Below are 25,384 nucleotides of genomic sequence, written 5' to 3'. Positions count from 1 at the left end.
GGGCCGCGAGAGCCAAGAGGTCCTTCCTCCCACCCAGGGGCGATGACAGGCTCCACGCATGCCACGCCTGTGCGCTTGGGTGCTCTTGGCCCTGCTGGCCTCGCTGCAGCCCTCATGGAGGAGCTGCCCCACGGCGCCGTCCTCTGGCTCACTCGCCCCACGCCCGCGGACTTCGACTCCGAGGAGTCCCGCCTCGCTCAGGCCCGCGCCCTCGTCCACCTGCGCCCCGAGCTCTCCCTGGAATCCACCCTGGCCACCCTGCGCCAGCGCTCGCTCGAGTTCTCTCCCATCCCCCTGGAGTTCGACCCCGACGTCGCCGACATCCTCCGCATGGAGGCCGAGTTTGAGGGCGGGTGCGGCAATCGCGCCCTCGTCGAGCGCCTCAACCGCTACCACCCTCCTCCCGTCTCGGAATGGTTACCCACCGCCCAGGCTCCTGCGCCGGATGTGGACAGCGTCCAGGCCGCCATCGACACCTACGAGGGGCTCTACGCCGAGCAGCTCGTCGCCCTGTTCGAAAAGGAGGTGCCCCAGGTCATGAAGGGCACGCTGGAGGCCCTGCCTCACCTCGACTGGCACCTGTGGCACATGCATTGGGGCAAGCGCCTGACCCATGCACAGCGAGAGACGCTCGTCCCCGCCCTGGGAGCCTTCCTCGGCCGCTACTTGGTGGACGGACTCGGCGGCCGCTGGGTGCCGCGCAAGAAGTTGGAAGAGGCCGCTGTCATCGTCGGTTACAGGGCCTGGCTGCCCTTCCTCCGGGCCCGCCATGCTCTCCAGAACCAAGAGGCGCCTCTGGACTACTCCTGCTCTCAGCTCTTCCGCACCGCTCAGCGCCTGGCGCGCGCTCACTCGCACTGAAGCGCGGCCCTCAGCGACTGCTCGAGCCGCGAATCGGGCTTAGCGGCGGCGCGGCGGGTTGCGGCGGACGGGCACCGGCTGCGGGCGGGCCTGACGGCCCGCGAGCGCTGCGGTGATCAGTCCAATCAGGAGCACCCCTGCGATGCTGATTGCGGGGGAGAGCAACTCGGGGAGAGCCATTGCTTTCACTCCTTCATGGAAGTGTGGGCACCTGGGAGGGATGCCCACCACGGCAGTCCAGTACTTGGACGTAAGCGCTAGGTTATGAATTCGCTTCGCAAACGTGAAGCCCCACTGTGTGAAGGCCTCGCGTGTGTTCATCGTAACGCGCTTCAAGGTCCTGTCATCAGGTGGGACACTGGTCGCCGGTGTGAGGTTCCACCCACGCGGGGGTTCAGGCGCGGTAGCGACGAACCCTCGTACGAATGAGGGGCGAGCCCCTCTGGCCGCTGGGCAGGCAACCGATCCCCTCAAGAAGAGCGGAACCGGCCATCGGGCCCGCGCCGCCTCTGCACTGTGGGATCCCAGCGGCTCCCCGAGTTCCGGATCACCTTGTACGTGAGGAAGGCAGCCCCAGCAGTGCCGAGCACCTTGAGGAGAGTGTCCAAGTCCCACCCGCTGTCGGAGGAGCGGGCCTTCGTGGCGGGACGCGCCACCATGGCAGGCACGACAAGGGGCTTCCGCCAGACAGGTCCACCCTGCGCAGCCACCGGGGGCTGAGTTGGCTTCGGGCTTCGAGCGGCCTGAGCCTGCCAGGACTTCCGGACCTGCTCCCACGAAGCCGTTGCCGGATTCCCCGTCGGCTTTGGCACTGCGCTCTCTTTCTTCACCGCGCGCTCCTTGGCGAGCTTCGCGTCGTACTTCTTCCGGCGCTCCTCATCGCCGAGGACTTCGTAGGCCTCGTTGATCCGCTTCATCTTCTCCTCCAGAGCCGGATCCCCCGGGTGGGTGTCCGGATGGAACTCCTTCGCCTTCTTGAGGCGCGCTGACTTGATCGTCTCTTGAGAGGCCGTCTCCTCCACGCCGAGCACCTGGTAGTGGTTCATTTCCTGTTCCTCTTGCTGGTGGCCTTCCCCTGCTCAGCTTCGTCGCCTTCGGGCGACTTCTCCCCGCCGAGGAAGGTTGCGGCGGTGACGACTCCTGTCAGTGCGGCGATTCCGGCAAAGAGAGCCGCGGTCCGTGACGTGGCGCTGGTCTCCTCCAGCGCCTTCGCCATCTGGGAGAGCTTCGCCTGGAGCACGGAGATCCGACCCACGGCCTGATGGAGGGCTCCACGGTGCCGATGGAGCTCTTCCTCCAACTGCCGGTTTCGCGCCTTGGTGGCCGCCAGGGCGCGCTCGCTCCGCTCCAGATCGATTCGCGCCTGCGTGAGCGCAAGGCTGTCCTTCCTGCGCTGCTGCTCCTCCTCACGGAGAGAAGCCTCCGAGACGCGCAGCTTCGCCTCCAGGTCATTCAGCCTTCCCTCGTAGTCCGCGAGCTGCTTGACGGCAGCGTCGTAGACCTCCCGATTGATGAGCTGGCTCGCGGTGGCGACCCGCTCCTCGGCGTCCGTTCCCTGGACGAGCTCGTCCACGGAGAGCCCCAGGGCCGGCGCGAGCCGCTGCAAGAGCTCCAGACGGGGGTGGCGCTCTCCCTTGAGCAGGCGGAAGATGGTCGACCGCTCCACTCCCGCCATCTCCGCCAGCCACGCCTGATTCCGGGGCGGTTGGAGGGCGGCCAGGCGTTCTTGGAGCCGTTGGTGGAAGGGAATGATTTCCTTCATGGCGCCAACGTAACGCGCCAAAGACAACGCGCAAGACGATCAGCAGTTGCCATTCCTGTTGCCTCTGGCAACACGAAGCGCAACGCGCCTCCAGTCCTGCGACGTGGCAGTGCGTGATGATGGGCGATGCGGCGGCACCTGGCGCTGATCAGCGCGGCGCGGCTTGGACCTGGATGTCGCGGCAGGCCTCGGTGGCCAAGCGGACCTCTTCGCCCGTGGCGCCCGGCAGCGTGGCACAGAGGAACAGATCCTCTCCGACACGCCGCGCGCCAATCAGCGCAGGTCCGTGAGGCCCGAGCCCTCCATCCGTCAGCTTGGGGGCCAGGGTGATGCGAACCAGGGTGACGTTCTCGTCGCCCTCCTCCTGGTCCAACGACACCTGGAACTCGGAGAACTGCTCGCGGATCGAGCGGGTGAGCGCCTCGACCGAGGGCAGATGATCACCCTCGCCCCGGCGGAAATCCACGCGGAGCACTGGGTGGTCAGGAGGCCCTGCTTGGAAGCTGGAGTCCGCCGCCACGAGCGCGGACCAGCCCTGCGGCAGGGGCACCTTCACCCCCGCCCGGAGAGGCGTCGAACGTTCAGGGAATCCCCCGGAGGCTCCGCTCCCGGGTGAGGGAGCGGGCGTCTCCTTCTTCTCCGGGCAGCCAGCGGCCAGCAGAGCAAGCGCCAGCAGCGACGCCCGGAGCACGGTGTGGGGAGCGTGGAACACTACTTCTTGTCGCCACCCGGAGCAGGCGGCCGGCCACCCTCCATCTTGCAGGTGCCGTCATAGGAGGCACCGCGCTCGATGGTGAGCGCCGGAGTGGTGAGGTCGCCCTTCACGCGGCCCGGTTGCTTGAGCTCGATGATCTGGGCGGCCGTGACGTTGCCCACCACGGTGCCGTGGATGATGACGGTGCCCGCGGTGATGGTGGCCTCCACACGTGCACCATCGCCGATGACGATGGTGTCCTTGGTGGAGATCTCCCCATTGAACTTACCGTCGATGCGCACCTGACCTTCGAAGGTGAGCTTTCCGGTGAACTCGCTCCCCTTGCCGAGCAGCGTGTGAATGTCGCCTGGACGCGTCGACACGAAATCCTCCTCCCGCTTGAACAGTGGCTTGCTGGTGGTAGTGCTGGGTGCTTCGTCTTTTTTCCCGCCAAGGAGCGCCACGCGCTACTCCTTCCTGAGAAGCTTCAACAACCGATCCAGGTCATCGTACGAGAAGAAGTCCACTTCCAAAGTTCCTTTTCCTGGGGACCTCTCCGATAGACGCACTTTTGTTCCCAACCGGCGCTGAAGCTCTTCGATGAGCGCCTTGGCCTGCGCGCTCTGCTTGGGTGGACGACCTGCTTCCTTCTTAGGTGCACGGCGCTGCTGCACCAACTTCTCAGTGTCGCGAACGGAGAGCTTCTGCTCGGCGACCTTCGCCGCCAGCGCCTGAAGCTCGGGCAGCCGAGGCACGCCGAGCAGCGCGCGCGCATGGCCCATGCTCAAGGAGCCCTCGGCCACCATCTCCTTCACATCCTTGGGCAGGGCCAGGAGCCGCAGGGCGTTGGCCACCGTGGAGCGCTCCTTGCCCACGCGCTGGCTGATCTGCTCCTGGGTGAGCTTGAACTCGTCCTGCAGGCGCTGGTAGCCCTCGGCCTCTTCGATGGGGTTGAGGTCCGCGCGCTGGAGGTTCTCCACCAGCGCCAGCTCGAAGGCCTGGGCCTCGGTCACCTCGCGCACCAGCGCGGGCACTTCCTTCAGCCCGGCGGCCTGAGCCGCGCGCCAGCGCCGCTCACCGGCGATGAGCTTGTAGCCATCGCCATCCTTGCGGACGAGCACCGGCTGCAGCACGCCCTGAGCCTTGATGGACTCGGTGAGCTCCGAGAGCTTGGCCTCATCGAAGTGATGGCGCGGCTGCGCACTGTCGCGGTGGATGGACTCGATGGGCAGCTTGAGCACGCCGTTGCGCGGCGACTCGGCCGCCACCTTATTAGGGACGGCGGCCACGGGTGCGGCTTGCGGGATGAGGGCCGAGAGCCCTCGGCCCAGTGCCCGCTTCTGTTTATCGGCAGCGTTCAGCACGTCTTCTCTCCACGGTGGCGTCCAGGCGCCAGGTCCTCACGCCCCGGGGAGCGTGGAGGGGAAGGTTGAGGGTCCTTGGGAAGGGGGAAGCGAATCAAGCGACCTTGCGGGCGGGCGGCTTCCTGCCCTCGCGGTTCATGATCTCTCGGCCGAGAGCCAGGTAGCTCTCGCAGCCCTTGGACTTGATGTCATAGAGGATGATGGGCTTGCCGAACGAGGGGCACTCGGCGAGGCGCACGTTGCGCGGCACCACCACGCCGAAGACCTTGTCCTTGAAGTAGCCGCGCACTTCATCGACCACCTGGTTGGCGATGTTGGCGCGCCCATCGAACATGGTGAGGAGGATGCCCTCCATCTTGAGCGAGGGGTTCAGCTCCTGGCGCACCAGGTCCACGGTGTGGGTGAGCTGAGAGAGACCCTCGAGCGCGTAGTACTCGCACTGCAGGGGGATGAGGACGGAGTCGGCGGCCACCAGCGAGTTGAGCGTGAGCAGGCCCAGCGACGGGGGGCAGTCGATGAGGATGTAGTCGTACTCCTTGGCCAGCGGACGGAGGGCCTCGCGGAGACGGAACTCGCGGCGCTCGTGGCTGACGAGCTCCACTTCGGCGCCGGTGAGGTCTGGGGTGGCGGGGACGACGTGGAGGTAGCGGAGCTCGGTGGAGTGAATGAGCTCCTTCATGGGGCGGCCATTGAGGAGGGCCTCATAGATGGTGCCGTTGAGCTGGTCGCGCTTGAGACCGAGTCCACTGCCGGCGTTGCCTTGCGGATCCATGTCGACCAGGAGCGTGCGGCGCTCCGCCGAGGCCAGGCTGGCGGCGAGGTTGATGGCGGTGGTCGTCTTTCCGACGCCACCCTTCTGGTTGGAGATGCAGATGATTCGACCCACGTGGCCCATCCTCATTCCGTCCCCGGAGTCCGGGGTGCGCGTTGCGTTCCGAGACGCTTTCGGGCATCGGGGCGGCGCGTGAGGGAGTCGCCCGGTGCACGAAAGTGCGGGGGCATTGAGCCACCAAACGGTCACCCGATCTAGTGCCAATTTGGGCCTGCTCGGTGACCTCTCGGATGACCTCGGAGGGGGGCCGGAGCGGCACGCCGGAGGTCCTCTCTGGCGGCCCTGAGCGGGTCCGGGGAGGGGACGTTCCACGTGGAACAAGGATCCCTGAAGAGGTCCCGGTACCGGACTCGAACAGGACGCATCCGGGGCCTGGACGTTCCACGTGGAACACCGGAAGAGATGGAGCCTGGGCACTGAGTCCGCGCCCCATGCGGATGCCTATGGGGGCGAGGCCTGAAGGTCTCCGGCTTCCCGACCGTGGGTGTTCCACGTGGAACCTTGATGATGGGGATTGGATGCATGGAGGCGCCGGTGCCAGTCCCAGAGCGGGGCAGGCTGTTCCACGTGGAACCTTCATTCCTATGTATGAAGGTGGGCCCCTGAGTCCGTGGGCCGTGGGGTGAGCTCCCGCAGTTCCACGTGGAACAGGGGTGCATGGACAGCGGCTGCCATATGCGTGCTGTCACTCCACACCCGAGTCCCCAGTCCCCCGTAGGTGGATCCGCGGGCCACGAACCGGACCCCATGGGGAGAGCGGGACGGCCGGCGCGGGAGGACCCGTCCGCTGACGGGGGGACCCGCGCCGAGACGAGGGACCCGCGACCCGTGTCACCCGCACCGTGGATCCACGAACCTGCGTCACTCGAGCCGTGAGCCCGTGCCTGAAGCGCCCGCATCCCTGTCCACCGGATCCGCGAACCCCGCCACCGCGCCCCCGCTCATCGAGAGACTCGCAACCCTCGCAGCCTTGTCCGCAGCCGCATCCCAGCGGACAATGCCGCGTCGAACGCGGTAGGAGACCGTTCATGCCGGCTGGCACAGGAAGAAGCTCGATGATTGGTCCTCTTCCACCCGCGGGAAGCTGCCCCGGGTGCTCGAGCGCCGCGACCGGCGAGCGCTGCACCCACTGCGGCGTGGCCGTGAGAGTCGGGCCCTACCGCGTGCGCCAGGTCCTCGGCCAGCGCGGCGCTGCCCGCACCTATCTCGCCGATGATGCAGAGGGGCTCGTCGTCCTCAAGGAGCTGTCCTTCTCCACCGAACCCTCCGCCACCACCCTCCAAGCCTTCCACCAGGAAGCGCGCCAGCTCCAGGGCCTCACCCATCCACGCATCCCCCGCTACCTGGACCTGCTCCAGCTCGGCCTCGGATCCGGCACCCGGCTCTACCTCGTTCAGGAGTTCATCGAAGGCACCCCGCTGGAGACCGAGCTCGCCGGCCGCCACTCCACCGAGCTCGAGGCCCGCGAGCTCGCCCGCCAGGTGCTCGACATCCTCCGCTACCTGCAGAGCCGCTCCCCGCGGGTGTTCCATGGAGACCTCAAGCCCGCCAACCTCATCCGCCGCGCGGATGGCGCCCTGTTCCTCGTCGACTTCGGCGCGGCCTGGGTGCGCGGCGGCGCCAGCTCCGAGGCCTCCCGCTACACGCCCCCCGACCAGACCCACGGTGAGCTGGACGCCGCCACGGATCTCTTCGGCCTCGGCGTCACCCTGGTGGATGCTCTCTCGTGGGATCCGGCGTGGAAGCAGCAGAAGCTGACCTCCTCCGAGAAGCTCGCCGCGAGCGTGGATGTCACCCCCCCGTTCCGCGAATTCCTCGCGCGGCTCACCTCCGTGGATCCGGCGCTGCGCTTCGCCTCCGCCCCCAACGCCCTGCGCGACCTCGAGGCCCCCGAGCAAACCCACCGGCCTCACGCACGCCGCCTGAAGCGCGTGGCCCTGGCCGCGGGCGCCGCGCTGCTGATCTTCGGCGCGGGTTTCGCCACAGGCCGCGTCACCGCGCACTCCACCCCAGAACACCCCAGGAGCAGGTGGGCAACGCCGCCCCCCCGCTCTCCCGCCACCCTGTTGCCCCCACCCCAGCCTCTTCCGGCTCGCGGCTCCGGCTCCCTCCATCCGCCCGACATGATGGACACCCCCTCCGCCGAGCAGCCGTCCCTCCAGGTCCAGGAGCAGTGGGCACCGGATCATCAGCCCCGGGACTGCGAGTTCGCCGGTTATGCCTCCGCGAGCGCCTCGGGCTTCTACGAGACGGGGGGGGCCAGCGCCGCGTTCGACCGCAACCGGGCCACCGCCTGGCGAAGCAATCAGTCGACCGGTGCCTGGGTACAGGTGGATCTCAGCCGCGACTACACCCTCACCGGCATGGTGCTGGACTGGGCCTGGGAAACCCGCTTCGGCCCAAGCGCGAAGAGCACGGTGACGACGAGCCTGGACGGCGTGCGCTGGAGCGCCCTGCACTCGGTGATCAACGAGCCCCAGGACAACAACGTCCCCCGCCGCGTGTGGTTCCCTCAGCGGGTGGCGCGCTACGTCCGCTTCATGGGCACCGACTGGAACGGAGGCTGGGGGCTCCTGCGCTCGCTCGAGCTCTACGGCCCCGAGTGCCCGCTGCCCCGGCCCTCCATGCTCCAGGACATCGCCGACTCGCCGCGCTGATCCGCGCTGAAAACTGGCCCTCCCTTCAACGTCTCCTACAGTGTGCGCAGCGTTTTCGAGCGCTGAGCCGGGAGGCGCGCCATGCACGCATATAAAGGATGGAAGGGCAGGGGGCTGATGGCGGCGCTGGGCATGCTCCTCGGAGGCTGCAGCCAGCAGTCCGCCGAGCCCGCCGCGCAGCAGACCTCGCCGCGCGAGAGCCCGCTCGACGCCTCCGCCGCCCCGCGCATCACCAGCACCTTCCAGTCCGAGCTGCGCTGGTTCTCCGGCAACCGCGTCACCTTCCGCGTTGTCGCGGCGGATCCACAAGCGCGCGCGCTCACCATCACCTGGTCCACCAACACGGGCACCCTGGGCCCCGCTGTGTCCGAGGCCACGCAGAGCGAAGTGGTCTGGATGCCGCCACCGTGCATGCTCACGGACACTGCTCCGGAGATCACCGCCACGGTGACGAACGCGGTGGGGCTGTCGGCCTCGGCGACCTTCTCGCTCACGGGCGCCACCCCGTGCCTGGCGGAGGGCCAGCGCTCCCGGGCTTCGCGGATCCTCTCGCTGCAGTCCGAGTCCGTGGCGTGGAACGCTCGCTGATCACCCGCCAGCGAAGCGGGCGCTGACGTTCGTCAGACCTTCGAGAAGACGGCGACCTGCCGCTCGGCCCGCGAGAACGGAAGCCGGTACTGGCGCGCGGAAACCAGCCGGAGGCCTCGCTCACCCGCGCGCGCGTGCAGCTCCGTGTCCGGCTGAGCCTTGCCGAGCATGGCCACCACGCGCCCCCCCGGCTGCACGTACGCGGGCGCGAGGTTCAACCAATCCGGCAAGTCCATGAACGCGCGGGCGATGAGCAGCTCCGCGCGCGGAATGCCCTCGGACTCGGGCTGGCCCTCGGCGCGCGCATGGAGTCCCCGCGCCTCCTTCATCCCCAGCACGGCGATGGCGGCCTTGAGGAAGCCCACCTTCTTGCCCACCGCGTCAACGAGCGTCACCGCCATGGCCGGCCGGGCCAGCTTGAGCGGCAGCCCCGGGAAGCCCGCCCCCGCTCCGAGATCCAGTAATGAAGAAGCGCCCTCCACCTCGGGCAGCACCGCCAGCGAGTCCAGGAAGTGCTTCTCGAGCACCTCTTCCGGCTCCGTAATGGCGGTGAGATTCACCTTCGCGTTCCACTTGATCAGCTCACTCATGAGCCGAAGCAGCTTCGCGGGGACGTCCTCACCCACGCTCACACCCAGCGTCTGACACCCCTGTTGGAGCTGATCAAAGAAGCGCGTGTTATCCACAGATCCTCCACATGCCCCCGGGGCCCAAGTGCCTGATTTCCTTCAGGCCTCCAGAAAAGCGCGAGTTCTCCACACGTTTCCCACAGGCCGCCTTTCATCGTGTCCACAGGCTCACAGAACGGAAACGCCGCTCGGAACGTACTTGGACATACTGACTTGGCAGGACAGCACGGGTGGATCCGACCCGATAAGTCTCTCACCGCCGGATCCGGAGCGGGGCGACCGTGTACCTGAAGCGCGCCGCCGTTGCCAGGGCTTTTCGAATTTCCCGATGGCCGCCCGCGGATCCGGTTCCACTGCGGCTGGAACCTTGATCAGACGCTGATCAGTCCTGCTCGCGAGCAGGGCGCTCCTTCTTCAGCGCCACCAGCAGCAGGGAGAGGGCCGCGGGCGTCAGCCCTGGAATCCGCCGGGCCTGGCCCACCGTGCCCGGCCGGTGCGCCGTGAACTTCTCCACCGCCTCGGTGGACAGGCCTCGCACCTCGGAGAACGGGAAGCCTGGGGGAATCACCCAGCCGTCCCACGCCTCCGCCTCGCGGGCCGCCGCGCGCTCGGCCTGGGCGATGTAGCCCTCGTACTTCACCTCCACCTCCACCTCCTCGGTGACTTCGGGCGGCAGCGAGGGCCACTCGCGCGCCTCGGCCGCCAGCGCCGCGTAGCTCACCTCGGGCCGCCGCAGCCGGGCCGCCAGCCCCGTGCGCTTCAGCCGCGCCACCTCGTCCACCACCGCCCGAGCGCGCGCCTCCACCCGCTCGAGCGCCTCGCGCGGCACCAGCCCCACCCGGTGGCCGTGCTTCGCGAGCCGCAGCTCCGCGTTGCCCTCGCGCAGCTTGAGCCGGTGCTCCGAGCGGCTGGTGAACATGCGGAACGGCTCGTCCACGCCCTTCGTCACCAGCTCGTCCACCAGCACGGCCCCGTGCGCCTCCTCGCGGCCGAGCAGCAGCGGCGGCGCGCCCTTCACCTGGAGCGCCGCGTTGAGGCCTGCGTACAGGCCCTGGAACGCCGCCTCCTCGTAGCCCGAGGTGCCGTTGAGCTGCCCCGCGAAGTACAGGCCTCGAATGGCCTTCGTCTCCAAGGTGGCGGACAGCTGCGTGGGCGGGGCGTAGTCGTACTCCACGGCGTAGCCGTAGCGGACCACCTCCACGCGCTCCAGCCCGGGGATGCTGCGCAGGAACTCGAGCTGCACGTCCGCGGGCATGCTCGTGGACAGGCCCGCCGGGTACACCAGCGGAGAGTCCGGGCCCTCGGGCTCGAGGAACACCTGGTGGCGCTCGCGCGCGGCGAAGCGCACCACCTTGTCCTCCAGCGAGGGGCAGTACCGAGGCCCCCGGCCCACAATGTCTCCCTGGAACAGCGGCGAGCGGTGCAGGTTGTCGCGCAGCAGGCGGTGCGTCTCGACCGTCGTGAAGGTGATGCCGCACGTCACCGAGGGCTGCTGGAGCGCGGGCTCGCAGCCTCCGAGCGCCTGGCGCGTGCGCCACGAGAAGAACCGGGGAGGGAAGTCGCCCGGCTGCGGCTCCACGGCGTCCCAGTCGATGGTGTCCCGCTTCAGGCGCGCCGGCGTGCCCGTCTTGAAGCGGCCGAGCGTGAAGCCCAGGGAGCGCAGAGACTCCGAGAGCCCGCGAGCGGCCTCATCCCCGAGCCGGCCACCCACCTCCTTCTTCTCGCCCACGTGCATGAGGGCCTGGAGGAAGGTGCCGGTGGTGAGCAGCACCGCGCGCGCCTGCACCTGGGTGCCATCCCCGAGCACCACGCCAGCAATCTGACCGCCCTCGGCGATGAGGGTGGAGACCTCGGCCTCGTGCACGGTGAGGTTCGGCTGAGAGAAGAGGACGGACTGGACGACGCGGGCGTAGGCATCGCGGTCACAGAGGACGCGGGTGGCCTGGACGGCGGGGCCCTTGGAGGCGTTGAGCGTCTTGAAGTGGGTGCCGGCGCGGTCAGCGGCGTGGCCCATCTCTCCGCCGAGCGCGTCGAGCTCTCGCACGAGGTGGCCCTTGGCGGTGCCTCCCACGGCGGGGTTGCAGCTCATGACGGCGGCGCGGTCCTTCTTGAGGGTGAGTCCCAGCGTCTCGAGCCCCAGGCGGGCGCAGGCGAGGGCAGCCTCGCAGCCCGCGTGTCCCAGGCCCACCACGATGACGTCATACCGGTGCTTCATCGCGCCTCCCACTAACACGACCGACGCGGGGCTGCTGCGTCTCCAGACGGTGGACTCCCCTGGCGAGCGTCCAGACAGCCATGTCCACCGGGATTCACCCGCCTCGCATGCGACTGAACGTCTGGCCTTCCAAATGACCGCCAGCGAACGCGGGCCCTTGTCCTCTGGACAGGCGAACCCCATCTCCCGGGCAGGGGGTGGGGCGTGGAGGGAGAACAGGGGACAGGGGACGAGGCGCAGGAGGAGCTCCACAAAGAGACGCGGGCCAAGCTGGTGCCGGTGAAGCTCGAGCCCTTCAACGCGGAGGCACCGCTGGAGGCGCTGACTCATCCGCGGACGCCCACGGACTCCTTCTTCGTGCGCAGCAACTACGCCGAGCCGGAGCTGCCCACCGCCACCCACCGCATCACCGTGGAGGGGGCGGTGGAGGCGCCGCTGACGCTGCGGCTGAAGGACTTGGCGCGAGGGCCCCTGCGCGAGGTGACGGCGACCGTGGAGTGCGCGGGCAACGGCCGCACGGCGATGTCTCCTCTGCCGGAGGGCGAGCCCTGGGACAAGGGCGCGCTGAGCACGGCGGTGTGGAGGGGCGTGCCGCTGGCGGAGGTGCTGGGACGCGCGCGACTGCGCCCGAACGTGCTGGAGATCCTGGTGGAAGGAGCGGACGGGGAGGGGAGCAAGCGCTTCGCCCGTGCGCTGCCGGTGAGCAAGGCGATGCACCCGGACACGCTGCTGGCGCTGGAGATGAACGGGGAGCCGCTGCCTCGCGCGCACGGGGCACCGATGCGGCTGATCGTCCCGGGCTGGTACGGCATGGCGAGCGTGAAGTGGGTGAAGCGCATCGAGGCCCTCACGCGGCCCTTCAGCGGCTACTACCAGCGCGAGCGCTACATCTATGACCTGAGCAACGGCCGTGCGCCGGAGCCGGTGACGCGGATGCGGGTGAAGTCGCTGATCCTGACGCCCTCGGAAGGGGCTCGCGTGGCACCGGGCCGGGTGGTGGTGCACGGCATCGCGTGGAGCGGGGAGCGTCGGGTGGTGCAGGTGGAGGTGGCGGTGGACGGCGGGGAGACGTGGAAGCCGGCCACGCTGCTGGAGAAACCGAAACCGTCGGCATGGGTGCGCTGGGCCTTCACGTGGGAGGACGCGAAGCCGGGGCGGCACACGCTGAGAGCCCGGGCCACGGACGAGGCCGGCGAGACACAGCCGGAGACGTCACAGTGGAACCGGCTGGGCTACGGCAACAACGCGGTGATGGCGCGCGTGGTGAACGTGGGCTGAGCGCCGCTGCGCTACATCAGTGCGTCGAGCACATCGACGAGGCTGCGCGTGCTGCTGCTGCGGGGGCACTCCTCCTTATTATGAGGAGGGGAGGGCACGGGACTCTGGACGCCGCCCGGCTCACAGGGAACCTTCGAGTCCACCGAGCACACCTCCTCCTCGGGAACACAGTCCTGCGGGGGCTCAGAGCAGTGGAGAATGGGAAGGGGGAAACTCAGGACAGCCTCCTGGGACAGAGCAGCCCCAGGAGTAGTCCCTCAGTCTGACATCGCGATGGCTACCACCCTCATTAGACCTCCTCGAACCGCGTGCCTGTGGCGCCCATGCGCTCCAGGGCGTCATGAATCTCCCCGGAGACGATGAGCGAGACGGTCCACCCTTCGGGCCGGAATACCTGGGCGCTTCCGACCTGGGCCCTATCGATACGCAGGTCTCGTACCGAGGCGTACTGGCCGACCATCGCAGGGAGTCCATCTTCGTGTGTCCAGAGACGGATACGAGATGCCTTCTCGTCGATACAGCGGATGAGCCGTGTGGCCACGAGGATGAGGTACTGGTCTGGGTGGTCCTCCACATCCACCGGGATCATCTGCACATCAGCAGGGGCCAGCTCCGCGAACACGGACGCGACGCGGACGTGAACCACTGGGATGTTCACGTTCGCCTCTGTGTAGTCCAGCGGGTTGCCCGAGATCTCGACGGGAATTCGCAAGCGGTCCTTGGCCGGGACAGGCGTTCCACGACTGAAGTCTCTGTAATCCACCGTGTGGCCCTGACGGTCCTTCGGCGTATCGAGATGCCAGCGGTGGGCAGCCCGCACATCGTCGGCGAGTCTGAAAAAACGCTGTGGCATGATCTCCTTCTAACGAGGCGATGGGCGGGTCAGGAGCTGGTTCAGCTCCGTTCCTGGTGTGGAGATATCCTTCGCCAGAACCCGAAGGGCGCGCGTCAACCTCTCACGGCAGTCCAAGATGCTGCGACAAGTACTCGTTGCCGTGAACAATTCATCATAGACGATCTGGTGGTACCGCTCGGGGTGAGGCCCATAGTGCCCCGGCAGCGGCATCTTGTTCGCCGGGTCATCCATCGACATTCCCGCCTTGGCGAAGATGACTCGGAACCGCGGCGTCCATGGCCCGCCACGCGCGGTGGAGGTGTCGTTGCAAATGGTAGCGATGTGGTGCGTCTCGATGCAGGGGCTCGTGCCGCCACTGCCGCTGGCCCCCATGGTCATCGCCGTGGCGGCCACCGTCACGCTCACGCCCTCGGCCGCCAGCGCCAACTCCTCCACTGCACCCAACGCGGGCAGCGGGATTCCTGCCACACCCTCGGCCTGCACGGCCACCTGCGCCGAACCGGGCAGTGTCGGCACCTTCGCCGCGAACTGCTGCGCCGTCGAGCCAATGGCCGCCATCAACAGCATGGCGAACGCGCGGGCCGCCTCGCGCCCGAGAATCTTCCCAAAGCGTTCGCCCGCCTCGCGGAGCTGCTCGAAGGTGTTGGCCACCTTCACCTCCTCCATCAACTCGAGCCAGCCGGACACGAGGTTCTGCAGCGTGTCCACGCCCACGTACAGAACCAGCCCCAGGCCCACCACCGCCACCAGCGCAGGAGCCACGGGGTTGAGCGCGAGGATCAGCAGCATGGAACCCAGCGTCCATAGGACTGTGTTGATGAGGGCGCGCACTTGCACCATCTCCCCCAACGCCTTTTTCATTTCCTCCAACACCGGGCTCTTGCTCAGCGCCAACGCCCAGATGTAGCGGCCGTGCATGTCCAGGTAGCGCCCTGCCACCAGCGCTCCCCCGAGACAGTCGCCGTAGAAGCCGTGGACGTCCCGGCACCACAGCCGGTAGCGCTCGGCCGTCTCCAAGTCCTCTTTCGTCAGCGTCCCTTCCAGCAGCTCGCCTGGCCCCGCCGGCACCAGCTTCTTGTCCCTCAAGAGGTAGAGGTAGTTACCGAACTGCGCGTCCATCCGGAACATCCGCTCCACCGTCTGTCGCGGGGAGCCGGACAGCCGCGCCTCGCGCGCCAGCCTGCGAATGGCCTTCTGGAACTCCTCTTTGTCCACCACGACGAGCTGCAGCTCCGCCGCGCGCGGAATGTGGACGACGGCCTTACCCGGGGCGGCCTGCTCCACGTGGGGGACTCGCGGAACACTGCTGCATCCCACGAGAAACGCGAGGAGCAAGGCACCGGCCCTGCACTGCACCTGCCTCTGCTTCATGGCTGACTCCTACTTTTAAAGGCCGCGCCGCCCACGTGTTGTGAGGCACCCCAGCTCGAACTTAGACTTCCTCGAACCTCGTGCCTGTGGCGCCCATGCGCTCCAAGGCGTCCTTGAGCTCCCCAGAGACGATCAGAGAGACGATCCACCCCTCAGGACGAAACACCTGGGCGCTTCCCACCTGGGCCTTGTCGATGCGCATGTCGCGCACGGAGGCATACTGGCCGACCATCTCTGGGAGCCCGTCTTCATGAGTCCAGAGCCGGATCCGGGATGCTTTCTCGTCGATACAGCGGATGAGCCGCGTGGCCACAAGGATGAGGTACTGATCCGGCTGGCCCTCAACGTCCACAGGGAAGAGTTGCACATCGTGAGGGGCCAGCTCCGCGAACATGGACGCAACCCGGACATGGACCACCGGAACACCGACGTTCGCTTCCGTGAAGTCCAGTGGCTTGCCCGCGATCTCGACAGGAACTTTCAAGCGCCCCTGAATGTGGACGGGACTCCCGAGCCTGAACAGCGCATCGTCCACTTTGCGGCCCTGACTGTCCGTCGGCGTGTCCAGGTGCCAGCGGTGCGGGACAATCACATCGTCGGCGAGCTCGAAAAACCGCTTGGGCATGGACTCGATTTAGCGCGGTTGTTGCTTACTTCTCGGGAGCTGCCGTAGGGCAGTGGATGTTCTCGGGGCACCGCTTCTCGGACCTGGGGATGCAGGCGCCGCAGCAGTCCATCTCGTCGGGGCCACAGCGCGGGGACGCGGGAGGCGTGCGCGGGATGGGAGGCGGAGCCGGAACTGGCTCTGGGGGCGGTACCACAGGCGGAGGCGGCACCTGAGGCGTGGACTGCTCCGTGCCCTCCTGAGGACTGGGCTTCGTCGCCTCGCTCCGGCTCGAGGAGCAAGCCACGAGCGCCACTGCACTCACTACCAACAGGCACCACCGCCAGATCGAGATCCGCATCACCCAGGCATTCTACGGGCAGTTGGTGATGGGAGTAGCCGGGTTGCCGGTGTTCCGCACGTCGTGCTGGAACTTGGGCCAGCTGTTGGGGTCCTTGAGCAGCCGCGGGCTGTCCACGACGAAAGCGTGAAGCTTATTACCCGCTGCGACGTAGAGGACACCTGGGCGATTGGCTCCCACGGGAGTGCCGTTTAAGCCGCGCGCACAGTCTAGCGTCGGCGAGGCTTCGATGTTCACCCCAAGGTTCGACAGCCTCCACTGGTTGGAGAGGTCTGAAGTGGCCCACACAGCCAGTTCTCCCGACCTGTTAACGGTGTACAACCGCCCATCCGAGCCAATGACTGGCGCCGCAGAGAGAACACCGGGCGCAGGGCTCGCCTGGGCCACCGCTGGGATAGACAAATCGTAACGGGCCAACAGGTTGCTAGGGCCCGCATACTCACGGCCGAAATAGGCCTTGTTGTCGGCCGTCGCGACAAGCTGGTTGACACGACCATTGTCCGTGTCGGGCAGCGCATTGGCAGGTGGAGTTCCGGTGGAATCGAACGCGATCTGGAACACCCCTCCCTGATCGAAGTCGTTGCCACCACTACCCACCAGGGTATTCACCAACAGCGCCATGCCGAAAACCCGCTGTCCCGAACTGCCTCCTGGCGTGGCGGTCCACAGCGGAGTTGAGTTGCCGAAGGCATACTTCACCATGCGTCGAGTGTCGGTCGGGTAAGCAAACTGGCCTGTGCTGGTTGCCACCAGCCCGCCGCCTGCGGTCGAGTTGGACATCCCCTGTGAGCTATCCGAGTTCACGCATCCCACGGAGTTTGCCCCCGCACTCGTGGGGCGCAAGCCAACAGCGCTGCCATGGTTACCTGAGACCACAAACAGCCCTGTCTCCACAGGAGTGCTGCTGAGGGTCGTTGCCGTCACGGCGGCTGCGCTGATCGAGGAAGGGGGAGTGCCGGTTACTACGGAGAACGTGCAGGGGGTGTTGATCACACTACCAAGATCTCCGTTGATCGCGCGGAGCCGAGTACCTGATGCACCACCTGCGAAGTTGCTCGCCACGTACACCAGTTCCGTCCCATTGGCGAAGGCACCCACAGCGGGACTCCCCTCCACGGCCTCGACATCCACCTCCCACTTCCTCTTGCCGCTTGGCTCGATCGCGAAGACCTTGCCCGCAGTGGCAGCGGTTCCGAAATAGACGACGCCCTTCTCTCCCAGGGCGGGACTGGCCTTGATAGTTCCACCGCCATCAAACGCCCACTTCCAGCGCGTCACCTTGAGACCCACTGTCGCCGAGCCTCGATTGCCTGCGGCATCGACTCCTTCGACCTGGAACTGCATGGTGCCCCGGAACTCCCTCATCTCGGGCTCATACAGGTCCACAGTCGCGGTCCCACAGAACACCGGACTGCCGTCGCACGTCCCACCAGCCTGTACAGGCTTGGGAGCCAGAGCCTGACCGACGCCTCCTCCTGAGGCGATGCCGGATACCGTCAGCACCACGTCGCTCACGGGCTCGTTGGCGGAGATCGCCACAGTGACGGACTCATCCCGGCGATAGGCCTTCGGGTAGTCAGTGTCGCTGTCCCTCGGCTCGGCCTGGTTGGGACCTCCGGGGATGCGCGTTGGATCGGGAAAGTTGATGGTGAAGGTGGGTGCAACCGCATCCACCTGCACCGTCACGGAAGCACTCAGGTCGGCGGCGGGCGTTGGATGAGCGGCAGTCAAGATGAGCTGGGCCTGAGCGGACGGCCGCGTCCAGGTGACCGTGTACGTATCTCCGTCCCGGGTCACAGCCCCAAAAGCACCTACGTCGCTGCCACCGTCATTTCGTGAGGCTCTGAAGTCCAGCGTTTCCGGATACTGGGTCGTCTCAGCGTAAGTGGGATTGGCCACGAGTTGGACCTGCACCTGCACTGTCCCGGCGCTCACCACTGCGTTGTTGGCCGGGCTCAGGAACTTCAGCGACGCGAACCGCGGCTGGCATCCCGCAGTTGTGCAAGCTTCATAGGCAGCGCAGGCCGGATCGCACACGCCGCTCTCGGGTTCCGTGCCACCTTGGTAGCAAAGACTGAGGCTCAGGTCGCAGCGCCCGCCTTCTCCACAGTCCGTGTCGACGACACACCTCTTCACTCCATTCTCCGGCACCGTGCAACTCGTCACCAGCCAAAGGGCCCACGCCCATCCAGTGGAGCGCATCACCGTTCCTCCTGTGATGCAGAGTCGCTGTCATCACCCATGAGCAACCACGTCACGACGGCTCCACCTACAGCGAGCGCTGCCGTGCCCAACATGATGTTGGCAGTGCGCGCCTCTCGATGAGCGTCATCCAAGACCTGCACTATGCGAGGCAGGTCTGTTTGAGGTGGAAGCCCGTTCGTAACCGTTCACCGGCTCAGGAAGCGACAGCCACCTGAGCCCCAGCGGCAGTGGGCAGAAGCGACGGTGCAGGCAAGCCCCGACGATAAGCCCACAGCGCCTGTGTCAGGAACTCCAACGGATTTCGCCTCTGTTGCTTGAGCGTCGTGACGACCGTGAGGATGCGCTCGACAAAGCGGCTGCCGCGCTCGCTTCGGGTGCCAAACGAGAGCTTGCGATAGATGACGCCTTGGCGCAGGGCGCGCTCGCCGGCGTTGTTGGTCGGCTCCACGCCCGGCACGTCCACGAACACCCACAGGCACTTCTCCAGCCGAAGGATTCGCCGGGCCACCCCTGCCGTCTTCTTCTGCCCGCACCCGAGCGCCTGCCGCAGCAGCGCTCCCACGCGCCGCTCGACCTTGCGCATCCGCTTCTGAAATTCCTGGCGCTCCAACGTGCCGTCGCGCACGCGGTGCCACCACTTGAACATTCGGTTGCGCTGGGCCATCAGATCGCGGCCGATACGCCCGCCTGGGCCTGCTCTGTCAATGAACCCTTGGAAGTCACGCGTCAGGTGCGACCAGCACACCTGGCGCAGCCCCGGGTCGTACCAGTCGTAGCCGCTCCACCTATCGGTGATGAGCCAGCCGACAAAGTCCTTGCCCAGCAGCCCCTGGATGACCTGGCGCCCACGGCTCAGGGCGACTTGAAACACCACCACCAGGGCGCTGGCCACCGTCCACAACCAAGCGCGTGCTGCTCGCCCCTGCTTCACGCCCTGGGTCCACCCCGTCTCGTCAGCGTGGACCACCTCCGCGTTCCGCACGTACTGGCGCGCCTACTCCACGGGCGCTTGCAGCGCCGCGCTCATGTGCTGCTCCAGGTTGGACACGCTGCCCACCGACACCTGCACGCCTCCCAGGTCCGACAGCACTTCGCACACCAGCCTCTTGCTCAGCCGGTACTTGCCCACCAGCAGGCTCATGCTCGCACCCAAACGCTCCCCAAATGCACTGCGCGCCTCAGCCGGCACGTCCGCTCGCGTCAGGAGGCCGCACTGCTGACACCTCACCTGGTGGCTGCGGTACTCCGTCACCCGCGCCTTCAAAGGCTCCACTTCCACCACCTGATGCCTCTGGGGCTCGGAGTCCTGGCCCTTCAGCTTGCGCTGACACTGCTGACATTGCTCGGGTACCAGCTCCACCACCTCATCCACGCTCTGCAGCGGCACCCAGGCTCGCTCGTGCTTGGGATGACCCGGCTGCCCTCCGGGACGCCGCCCTCGACGCTTCTTCTTCTTCTGGGCCCGGGCTGTCCCGGGAGGATCGCTTGACGGAGCTCTTGAGGAATTGGTCGAGTTCTGCCCCAGCCGTTCTCGCAGCTGGGCGTTCTCTTGCTCCAACTGCCGTATCCTCTCCAGCGCTGCTCCCAGCAGCACCTGCAGTTGGACCACTTGGGCCGGTATGGACTCGGACGTGCTCACCCTGTAGGTAGAACACTCCACGCCCTACCTCTCATGTCGGCTCGTGCCCTGCCTGCTTCCCCCTCTACCAGCTTCCAAACCCGTGAACGGTTACGCCCGTTCTTGTACGCATCATTGGCCTTGTGGGCATTGGTGTTTGACAGGTTCCCGAGCACCGCACCCACTCCCGCCGCCACTACTCCCACGCCCGCTAGGGCCAGCGGTACTGCAGGCACACGCATCCGTGACTGCTGAGCCAATCCCGACCGTGGCTCGAAGAGCTTCTGCTTTGACGCCTCCGTCGGATCAAGCTTTGCCCTCGTCGGCATATCCTCCGCTTTTGCTGACTCCCTCCGCGCCAGTTTCTTCCGAACCTTCTCGCGCAGCGCCTCGAACTCCTCCTTCACCTTCGGCGAGACCATGACCGGAAGCTCCGCGTCCGGATCCAGCAGCAGCCCCGTCTCCAGCGCCGCGAGCGCCTTCTCCTTCGGCCCCAACTCCAAGAGGATCAGCCCCTCGTACAGCGCCACCACCACGTCCTGCTGGACCACGTAGGTGCGCGCCTTCGCCTGCTGGAACTGCTCGAGCGCCTGCTCGTTCTCTCCCCGGTTGTAGAGCTTCACCGCCTCGGAGAAGTACCGGTGGAAGTCGTCTTGTGCCCAAACAACGCCAGGAATGAGGCCCACCGCGAGCAAGCACACCGCGAGGCCTCGGGACGCGTGAAGAAGAGGGTAGCCCATGAGGGTGGGATGCTAGAAGCCACCCCCTCGCCCCCCACCCTCTCCCAAAGGGGTATGGAATTCCCCTCGGACCGACTCTGTGCGAGCGTCTCCTCATGCAGCAGCTCGGCAAGTACCAGTTGATCCGCAAGCTCGCCACTGGCGGCATGGCCGAAGTCTTCCTCGCCAAGGCCGCAGGCCCCATGGGCTTCGAGAAGACGCTCGTCGTCAAGCGCATCCTCCCGCACCTCGCCGAGGACCCCGCCTTCGTCGAGATGTTCCTCTCCGAGGCCAAGCTCGCCGCCCAGCTCAACCACCCCCACATCGTTCAGATCTTCGACTTCGGTGAGGCCGACGGCGAGTACTTCCTCGCCATGGAGTACATCGACGGGCCCAACCTCCGTGTGCTCCTCAAGCGCGCCCAGACCGCCGGTCTCGAGCTACCTCCCGCCGTCTGCGCCCGGCTCATCGCCTCGGCCTGCGAGGGGCTCGCCTTCGCCCACGACTTCGCCGACCCCGAGACGGGCGAGCCGATCGGCCTCATCCACCGCGACATCAGCCCGGACAACATCCTCGTGTCGCGCCAGGGCGCCGTGAAGGTGGTGGACTTCGGCATCGCCAAGTCCGCCAGCCAAGGCCACAAGACGCAGAGCGGCGTCATCAAAGGCAAGCTCGCGTACATGCCCCCCGAGCAGATCCGCGCCAAGGCCCTGGACCGGCGCGTGGATGTGTATGCGCTCGGCGTGGTGCTCTACGAGCTCGTCACCGGCTGCAAGCCGTTCGAGTCCGAGACGGATGCCAGCACCATGCAGGCCATCCTCTTCGAGCCCATGGTGCCTGCCGCGCAACACCGGCCGGATCTCTCCGAGCCCCTCCTGCGCATCCTCGATCGCGCGCTGGCCAAGGATCGCGAGCAGCGTTACCCGGACTGCCTCGCGCTCGCGGCGGACCTGGAGGAGTTCATCCTCTCCGTGGGCAAGCCCGTGACGACCCAGCACATCGTCCAGCTGATCGCCCAGGTGTCGCCCAGCTCCGACTCGCCGATGCCCACGCCTCACGGCACGCCGCGCGGCGGCAGCGGGCCTCGGTCCTCCGCGACTCCGGCTCACACGCCCGTCCCGGCCACCGGCGGTGGCACCGGTCCCCGCTCCAGTGGTTCGGGCTTGAGGTCCTCGACGAAGTCCGCGCCGCTGGATCCCACGCTCCTGAAGGGTCAGCAGGCGCCCGCTCAGCCTCTCTCAGAGCCCGAGCCCATCGTCGTCGAGCGCACCCAGCAGCTGGAGACGCCCGACGCAGCCCCTTCCAAGAAGGCACCGCCTCCGGAGGCCTCTCCTGGAAAGAGGATGGCGATCCCCGCCGCGCTCGTGGCCGTGCTGCTCCTGGGGGGCGGTGGCTACTGGCTGTCACGCTCGGGCCCGACACCGCCCCCGGTGACACCGCCCATCGTCGCGGACACTCCTCCGGTGAAGGAGGCGCCTCCCACGCCCAAGCCGGAGGAGCTCGCGCAGACGCCCACGCCCGAGACGCCTCCCGAGAACACGCCACCCCCGGAGACACAGCCGCCAGAGGTGGCCACGGCGCCCGAGACGCCCACGCCGGAGTCCGAGCCCACGACGCCCAAGACCCAAACGCCCAAGACTCGGACGGGCTCGAAGACGGCCAAGTCCGGAGGCAAGGGGACCCTGGCGTTCCGTGTCCGCCCGTTCGCCACCATCTTCATCAACGGGAAGAACTACGGGCAGACGCCCTTTGACGCGGTGGAGCTGCCCTCGGGTACCTACACCGTGAAGTTCGTCAACGAAGAGCTCAAGAAGACCAAGATCCAACAGGTGGAGCTCAAGCCGGGCGAGAACAAGATCGTCAAGCTCAACCTCGAAGAGTAGTCCGGCGCACTCAGGGCGCGGCGTTCGCGGGAACCGGCGCCTTCTCCTTCTTCTTCGCCCCCTCGAAGTCTCCCGCCTTCACCACGGTGAGCTTCTTGGCATCCACGTGCCGCGCGAGCGCCTGGCGCACGTCGTCGGGCGTCAGCTTCGCCATGCGCTGCTCGAGCTGGGCGTCGTAGTCCAGCGTCCTCCCGAGGAACAGGTAGTTGGCCAGCGTCCGCGCCAGCCCTCCGTCCTGCGCACGCCCCGTCTGCCGGTACTCCAGCAGGCCCGCGCGCGCCTTCTCCAGCTCCTCGGGCTTGAAGCCCTTCTCCAGCGCCAGGCTCAGCTCCTCGCGCAGCGCGGCCTCCAGCTTCTCGGCGTTCTGCGGCGCGTAGATGGCGTAGGCGTAGAACGAGCCCACCGGATCCACCGCCCCCGCGTTGAGGCCGCTGCCCACTCCATAGGACAGGCCGTCCTTCTGGCGGATGCGCGTGGCCAGCCGCGAGTTCAGGAAGCCTCCCCCGAACATGAAGTTGCCCACCATCAGCGCCGGCCAGTCCTGATCATCGTCCTTCAGCTGGAGGTTCTGCCCGGCCATGAAGAAGGCGTTGGCCTTGTCCGGCGTCTCCAGGGCCTGGGCCTTCGCGCCCACGTCGTTGAAAGTCTGCGGAATTCGCACGTAGGGCGACGGGCTCTTCCACCCGTTGAACAGCTCGCCCACCAGCGCCGAGAGCTCCTTCGGCTCGAAGTCACCCACCGCGCCCAGCTCGCCATTCGAGGCCCCATAGAAGTCACGGTAGAACGCGCGCACCTGCTCCAGCGTCACGCCCTTCACTCCGGCGAGGTCCTCCTCCACCGTGGGCGCGTAGTACGGGTGGCCCTTGGGGTACTGGCTGCCCAGCAGCCGGCGGTACGCATAGGTGCCCTGCGTGTCCGGCTCCGAGCGGGACTTCTCCATCCCCGCGAGCCGCTCCTGCTGCAGCAGCGCGAACTCCTGCGCGTCGAAGGCGGGCTCTCGCAGCACCTCGGCCACCAGCCGCAGCACCTCGGGCAGGTTCTCGCGCTTCGTCTCCACCGAGACGGACGCACCCATGGGCCCACCGTCCACGCTCACCCGCGCCTTGAGCCGGTCGAACGCGTCCTGGAGCTGCTGGCGGGTCTTCGTCTTCGTCCCGCGCAAGAGCAGCGAGCCCGCCATGTTCGCTGAGTACTCCTTGCCCATCACCGCCTTCTCGGTGCCCCAGCGCAGGTTGAGCGCCACGCTCACCATCTCTCCGCGCGTCTTCTTGGGCAGCAGCGCCAGCTTCAGCCCACCGGGCAACTGCGAGCGCTGCACGCGCGCCTCGATGTTCGCAGGCGACGGGTCGAACGCCTCGCCTTGCGCCACGGCGGCGCGGCCCTGGTAGCCCTTCAGCATCGCGGCCATGTCCACCCGCGGCGGCATCTCCGCGCGGTCCGGCTTCGGCGTCGGGATGAACTCGCCCAGCGTCCGGTTCGACGTCTTCAGGTACGTGGCCGCCACGCGCGTCACATCCTCGGGCTTCACGGCCTCGATGCGGTCCCGGTGCAGGAAGAACAGGCGCCAGTCACCGATGGCGGCCCACTCCGAGAGCAGGATGGCCGAGCGCTCCGAGTCGTTGAGGATCAGCTCCACCTGCTTGAGCAGGCTCGTCTTCGCGCGGTTCACCTCCTCGGCGGTGAACGGCGTCCGAGCGGCCTCCTCCACCGTCTTCACCAGCACCTCCCGCGCGGCCTCCATGGACTGGCCTTCACGCAGCTGCGCCCGGAAGACGAGCACACCCGGATCCTGCAGCTGCAGGTTGTACGCGAACGCGCGCGCGGCCTTCTTCGGCTCCACCAGCGCCTTGTAGAGCCGCCCCGACGGCGTGTCGCCGAGCACCTCGGTGAGCACGTCGATGGCGGCGAAGTCCGGGTGGGCGCCCTCGGGCACGTGGTAGGTGGAGATGAGCGCTCCCGTCTCGCCCACGCGGCGCAGCGTCACCTCGCGCTCGCCGTCCTGGGTGGGCTCCTCGGTGTAGGTGCGGGGCACGGGCTGCGCGGGCAGCTTCAGCTTGCCGAACGTGTTCTGGATGAGCTGCAGCGCCTTGGCCTCCTCGAAGCGGCCGGCCACCACGAGCATCGCGTTATCCGGCCGGTAGTACTTCCGGTAGAACGCCTGGAGCCGGTCAATCGGCACGTTCTCCACGTCCGCGCGCGTGCCGATGGTGGGCTTGCCATAGTTGTGGAACAGGTACGCGGAGCTCATCACCCGGCGCAGCAGCACCGAGTGCGGATCATTCTCCCCGCGCTCCAGCTCGTTGCGCACCACCGTCATCTCGCTGTCCAGGTCCTTCTTGGCGATGAAGCTGTTGACCATGCGGTCCGCTTCGAAGGTCAACGCCCACGAAAGGTTCGCGTCCGAGGCCGGCAGCGTCTCGAAGTAGTTGGTCCGGTCCAGCCACGTGGTGCCGTTGGGGCGCGCACCGCGCTCGGTGAGCGCCTGCGGAATGTTCCCCGTGGTGGGAGTGCCCTTGAACAGCAGGTGCTCGAGCAGGTGGGCCATGCCGGCCTCGCCGTAGCCCTCGTGCTTGCTGCCGACGAAGTACGTCACGTTCACCGTGACGGTGGGCTTCGTGGGGTCTGGGAAGAGCACGACGCGCAGCCCGTTGGGCAGGCGGTACTCGTTGATGCCCTCGACGCTCGCCACGGGGGCAAGCGGGCCCGGCTTCGCCTGGGCCGGGGAAGCGGCCTTCGAGGCTTGAGCCTTCTGGACGGTGGCGCCCGGGGCCTGAGCCAGGGCCAGGGTGGGGGACACCGCGAGCAGCAGGGCGGTGAAGAGGGACAGGGGGGCACGTCGCATGCCGGCCTCGCGAGTCAGATGGGGGTGCACGGCGCTACCAACCCT

21 protein-coding genes and 1 pseudogene are annotated in these 25,384 nt (G+C 67.4%); 5 read left to right on the top strand and 17 right to left on the bottom strand.

The window, feature by feature from the left end:
- Positions 1-114: 114 nt before the first annotated feature.
- A complete protein-coding gene (locus tag DB31_RS18845) occupies positions 115-861 on the top strand; it encodes a hypothetical protein (RefSeq protein WP_052420080.1) in 747 nt (248 codons plus the stop codon).
- 39 nt (positions 862-900) lie between these two features.
- Here the strand turns inward: DB31_RS18845 and DB31_RS48895 are convergent, their stop codons facing one another.
- The 7 genes from DB31_RS48895 to DB31_RS18815 all read right to left on the bottom strand — a co-directional run bounded on the left by DB31_RS48895 (position 901) and on the right by DB31_RS18815 (position 5,567).
- Positions 901-1,041, bottom strand: a complete 141-nt coding sequence (locus DB31_RS48895; RefSeq protein ID WP_157232053.1) for a hypothetical protein — start codon at positions 1,039-1,041, stop codon at positions 901-903.
- Positions 1,042-1,331: 290 nt separating this feature from the next.
- Complete coding sequence (locus DB31_RS44900) at positions 1,332-1,907, bottom strand: J domain-containing protein (protein WP_052420079.1); 576 nt, start codon at positions 1,905-1,907, stop codon at positions 1,332-1,334.
- Positions 1,904-2,623 (bottom strand): helix-turn-helix domain-containing protein, encoded by a 720-nt coding sequence (locus DB31_RS18835; protein WP_044189485.1) that lies wholly within the window; start codon positions 2,621-2,623, stop codon positions 1,904-1,906. Before DB31_RS18835 ends, DB31_RS44900 begins: the two co-directional genes overlap by 4 nt.
- A gap of 148 nt (positions 2,624-2,771) precedes the next feature.
- Positions 2,772-3,335, bottom strand: a complete 564-nt coding sequence (locus tag DB31_RS18830) for a hypothetical protein (RefSeq protein WP_044189484.1) — start codon at positions 3,333-3,335, stop codon at positions 2,772-2,774.
- Positions 3,335-3,781, bottom strand: a complete 447-nt coding sequence (locus DB31_RS18825) for a bactofilin family protein (protein WP_044189481.1) — start codon at positions 3,779-3,781, stop codon at positions 3,335-3,337. The genes DB31_RS18830 and DB31_RS18825 overlap by 1 nt, the downstream gene beginning before the upstream one ends.
- A gap of 3 nt (positions 3,782-3,784) precedes the next feature.
- The gene (locus tag DB31_RS18820) at positions 3,785-4,678 is read right to left on the bottom strand and encodes a ParB/RepB/Spo0J family partition protein (protein WP_205628535.1); all 894 of its coding nucleotides are present in this window, start codon (positions 4,676-4,678) and stop codon (positions 3,785-3,787) included.
- Between the two features lie 97 nt (positions 4,679-4,775).
- On the bottom strand, positions 4,776-5,567 hold the full coding sequence (locus DB31_RS18815) for a ParA family protein (RefSeq protein WP_044189476.1): 792 nt from the start codon (positions 5,565-5,567) through the stop codon (positions 4,776-4,778).
- 1,001 nt (positions 5,568-6,568) lie between these two features.
- On the opposite strand from DB31_RS18815, the gene DB31_RS18810 reads away from it, so the two are divergent.
- Positions 6,569-8,170 (top strand): serine/threonine protein kinase, encoded by a 1,602-nt coding sequence (locus DB31_RS18810; RefSeq protein WP_169787071.1) that lies wholly within the window; start codon positions 6,569-6,571, stop codon positions 8,168-8,170.
- Positions 8,171-8,251: 81 nt separating this feature from the next.
- Positions 8,252-8,758, top strand: a complete 507-nt coding sequence (locus DB31_RS18805) for a hypothetical protein (RefSeq protein WP_157232051.1) — start codon at positions 8,252-8,254, stop codon at positions 8,756-8,758.
- 32 nt (positions 8,759-8,790) lie between these two features.
- Here DB31_RS18805 and rsmG read toward each other — a convergent pair whose 3' ends face one another.
- On the bottom strand, positions 8,791-9,444 hold the full coding sequence (gene rsmG / locus DB31_RS18800) for a 16S rRNA (guanine(527)-N(7))-methyltransferase RsmG (protein ID WP_044189468.1): 654 nt from the start codon (positions 9,442-9,444) through the stop codon (positions 8,791-8,793).
- A gap of 325 nt (positions 9,445-9,769) precedes the next feature.
- Positions 9,770-11,602 carry a tRNA uridine-5-carboxymethylaminomethyl(34) synthesis enzyme MnmG gene (mnmG, locus tag DB31_RS18795; protein WP_044189465.1) on the bottom strand — a complete coding sequence of 611 codons (1,833 nt, stop codon included), beginning with the start codon at positions 11,600-11,602 and terminating at the stop codon, positions 9,770-9,772.
- Positions 11,603-11,806: 204 nt separating this feature from the next.
- On the opposite strand from mnmG, the gene DB31_RS18790 reads away from it, so the two are divergent.
- Entirely contained in the window at positions 11,807-12,880 is a 1,074-nt protein-coding gene (locus DB31_RS18790; protein WP_044189463.1) for a sulfite oxidase, read from the top strand.
- 289 nt (positions 12,881-13,169) lie between these two features.
- Here the strand turns inward: DB31_RS18790 and DB31_RS18785 are convergent, their stop codons facing one another.
- From DB31_RS18785 to DB31_RS44895, 7 genes and pseudogenes are all read right to left on the bottom strand, one after another.
- Positions 13,170-13,733, bottom strand: coding sequence for an imm11 family protein (locus DB31_RS18785; protein WP_044189460.1), 564 nt, complete (start codon positions 13,731-13,733; stop codon positions 13,170-13,172).
- A 9-nt stretch (positions 13,734-13,742) separates the two neighbouring features.
- Positions 13,743-15,107: a SitA5 family polymorphic toxin gene (sitA5, locus tag DB31_RS18780; RefSeq protein WP_044189459.1), complete on the bottom strand. Its 1,365-nt coding sequence runs from the start codon at positions 15,105-15,107 to the stop codon at positions 13,743-13,745.
- A 61-nt stretch (positions 15,108-15,168) separates the two neighbouring features.
- Entirely contained in the window at positions 15,169-15,732 is a 564-nt protein-coding gene (locus DB31_RS18775; RefSeq protein ID WP_044189456.1) for an imm11 family protein, read from the bottom strand.
- Positions 15,733-15,757: 25 nt separating this feature from the next.
- The gene (locus tag DB31_RS48890; protein ID WP_044189453.1) at positions 15,758-16,072 is read right to left on the bottom strand and encodes a hypothetical protein; all 315 of its coding nucleotides are present in this window, start codon (positions 16,070-16,072) and stop codon (positions 15,758-15,760) included.
- A 12-nt stretch (positions 16,073-16,084) separates the two neighbouring features.
- A complete protein-coding gene (locus tag DB31_RS18765) occupies positions 16,085-18,274 on the bottom strand; it encodes a PQQ-binding-like beta-propeller repeat protein (protein ID WP_157232050.1) in 2,190 nt (729 codons plus the stop codon).
- 196 nt (positions 18,275-18,470) lie between these two features.
- Positions 18,471-19,916: pseudogene (gene tnpC / locus DB31_RS18760) on the bottom strand (IS66 family transposase).
- Entirely contained in the window at positions 19,913-20,590 is a 678-nt protein-coding gene (locus DB31_RS44895) for a hypothetical protein (RefSeq protein ID WP_157232049.1), read from the bottom strand. Before DB31_RS44895 ends, tnpC begins: the two are co-directional and overlap by 4 nt.
- Positions 20,591-20,730: 140 nt before the next feature.
- On the opposite strand from DB31_RS44895, the gene DB31_RS18750 reads away from it, so the two are divergent.
- Positions 20,731-22,497, top strand: a complete 1,767-nt coding sequence (locus DB31_RS18750; protein WP_044189449.1) for a serine/threonine-protein kinase — start codon at positions 20,731-20,733, stop codon at positions 22,495-22,497.
- Positions 22,498-22,507: 10 nt separating this feature from the next.
- Here DB31_RS18750 and DB31_RS18745 read toward each other — a convergent pair whose 3' ends face one another.
- Positions 22,508-25,339, bottom strand: a complete 2,832-nt coding sequence (locus tag DB31_RS18745) for a M16 family metallopeptidase (protein ID WP_420806708.1) — start codon at positions 25,337-25,339, stop codon at positions 22,508-22,510.
- Positions 25,340-25,384: the final 45 nt, after the last annotated feature.

This window comes from Hyalangium minutum (assembly GCF_000737315.1).
In the GTDB taxonomy this organism is placed as follows: Bacteria; Myxococcota; Myxococcia; order Myxococcales; family Myxococcaceae; genus Hyalangium; species Hyalangium minutum.
The sequence above is the reverse complement of the archived record's forward strand: the minus strand, read 5'-3'. Positions and strand labels throughout refer to the sequence as shown.

Excerpts from the sequence above, each read along its gene's own strand:
- mnmG (WP_044189465.1), bottom strand. The coding sequence starts at position 11,602 with ATGAAGCACCGGTATGACGTCATCGTGGTGGGCCTGGGACACGCGGGC.
- DB31_RS18775 (WP_044189456.1), bottom strand. The coding sequence starts at position 15,732 with ATGCCCAAGCGGTTTTTCGAGCTCGCCGACGATGTGATTGTCCCGCAC.
- DB31_RS18805 (WP_157232051.1), top strand. The coding sequence starts at position 8,252 with ATGCACGCATATAAAGGATGGAAGGGCAGGGGGCTGATGGCGGCGCTG.
- DB31_RS18745 (WP_420806708.1), bottom strand. The coding sequence starts at position 25,339 with ATGCGACGTGCCCCCCTGTCCCTCTTCACCGCCCTGCTGCTCGCGGTG.
- sitA5 (WP_044189459.1), bottom strand. The coding sequence starts at position 15,107 with ATGAAGCAGAGGCAGGTGCAGTGCAGGGCCGGTGCCTTGCTCCTCGCG.
- DB31_RS18845 (WP_052420080.1), top strand. The coding sequence starts at position 115 with ATGGAGGAGCTGCCCCACGGCGCCGTCCTCTGGCTCACTCGCCCCACG.
- DB31_RS44900 (WP_052420079.1), bottom strand. The coding sequence starts at position 1,907 with ATGAACCACTACCAGGTGCTCGGCGTGGAGGAGACGGCCTCTCAAGAG.
- DB31_RS48895 (WP_157232053.1), bottom strand. The coding sequence starts at position 1,041 with ATGGCTCTCCCCGAGTTGCTCTCCCCCGCAATCAGCATCGCAGGGGTG.
- DB31_RS48890 (WP_044189453.1), bottom strand. The coding sequence starts at position 16,072 with ATGCGGATCTCGATCTGGCGGTGGTGCCTGTTGGTAGTGAGTGCAGTG.
- DB31_RS18765 (WP_157232050.1), bottom strand. The coding sequence starts at position 18,274 with ATGCGCTCCACTGGATGGGCGTGGGCCCTTTGGCTGGTGACGAGTTGC.
- DB31_RS18835 (WP_044189485.1), bottom strand. The coding sequence starts at position 2,623 with ATGAAGGAAATCATTCCCTTCCACCAACGGCTCCAAGAACGCCTGGCC.
- DB31_RS18785 (WP_044189460.1), bottom strand. The coding sequence starts at position 13,733 with ATGCCACAGCGTTTTTTCAGACTCGCCGACGATGTGCGGGCTGCCCAC.
- DB31_RS18810 (WP_169787071.1), top strand. The coding sequence starts at position 6,569 with ATGATTGGTCCTCTTCCACCCGCGGGAAGCTGCCCCGGGTGCTCGAGC.
- DB31_RS18750 (WP_044189449.1), top strand. The coding sequence starts at position 20,731 with ATGCAGCAGCTCGGCAAGTACCAGTTGATCCGCAAGCTCGCCACTGGC.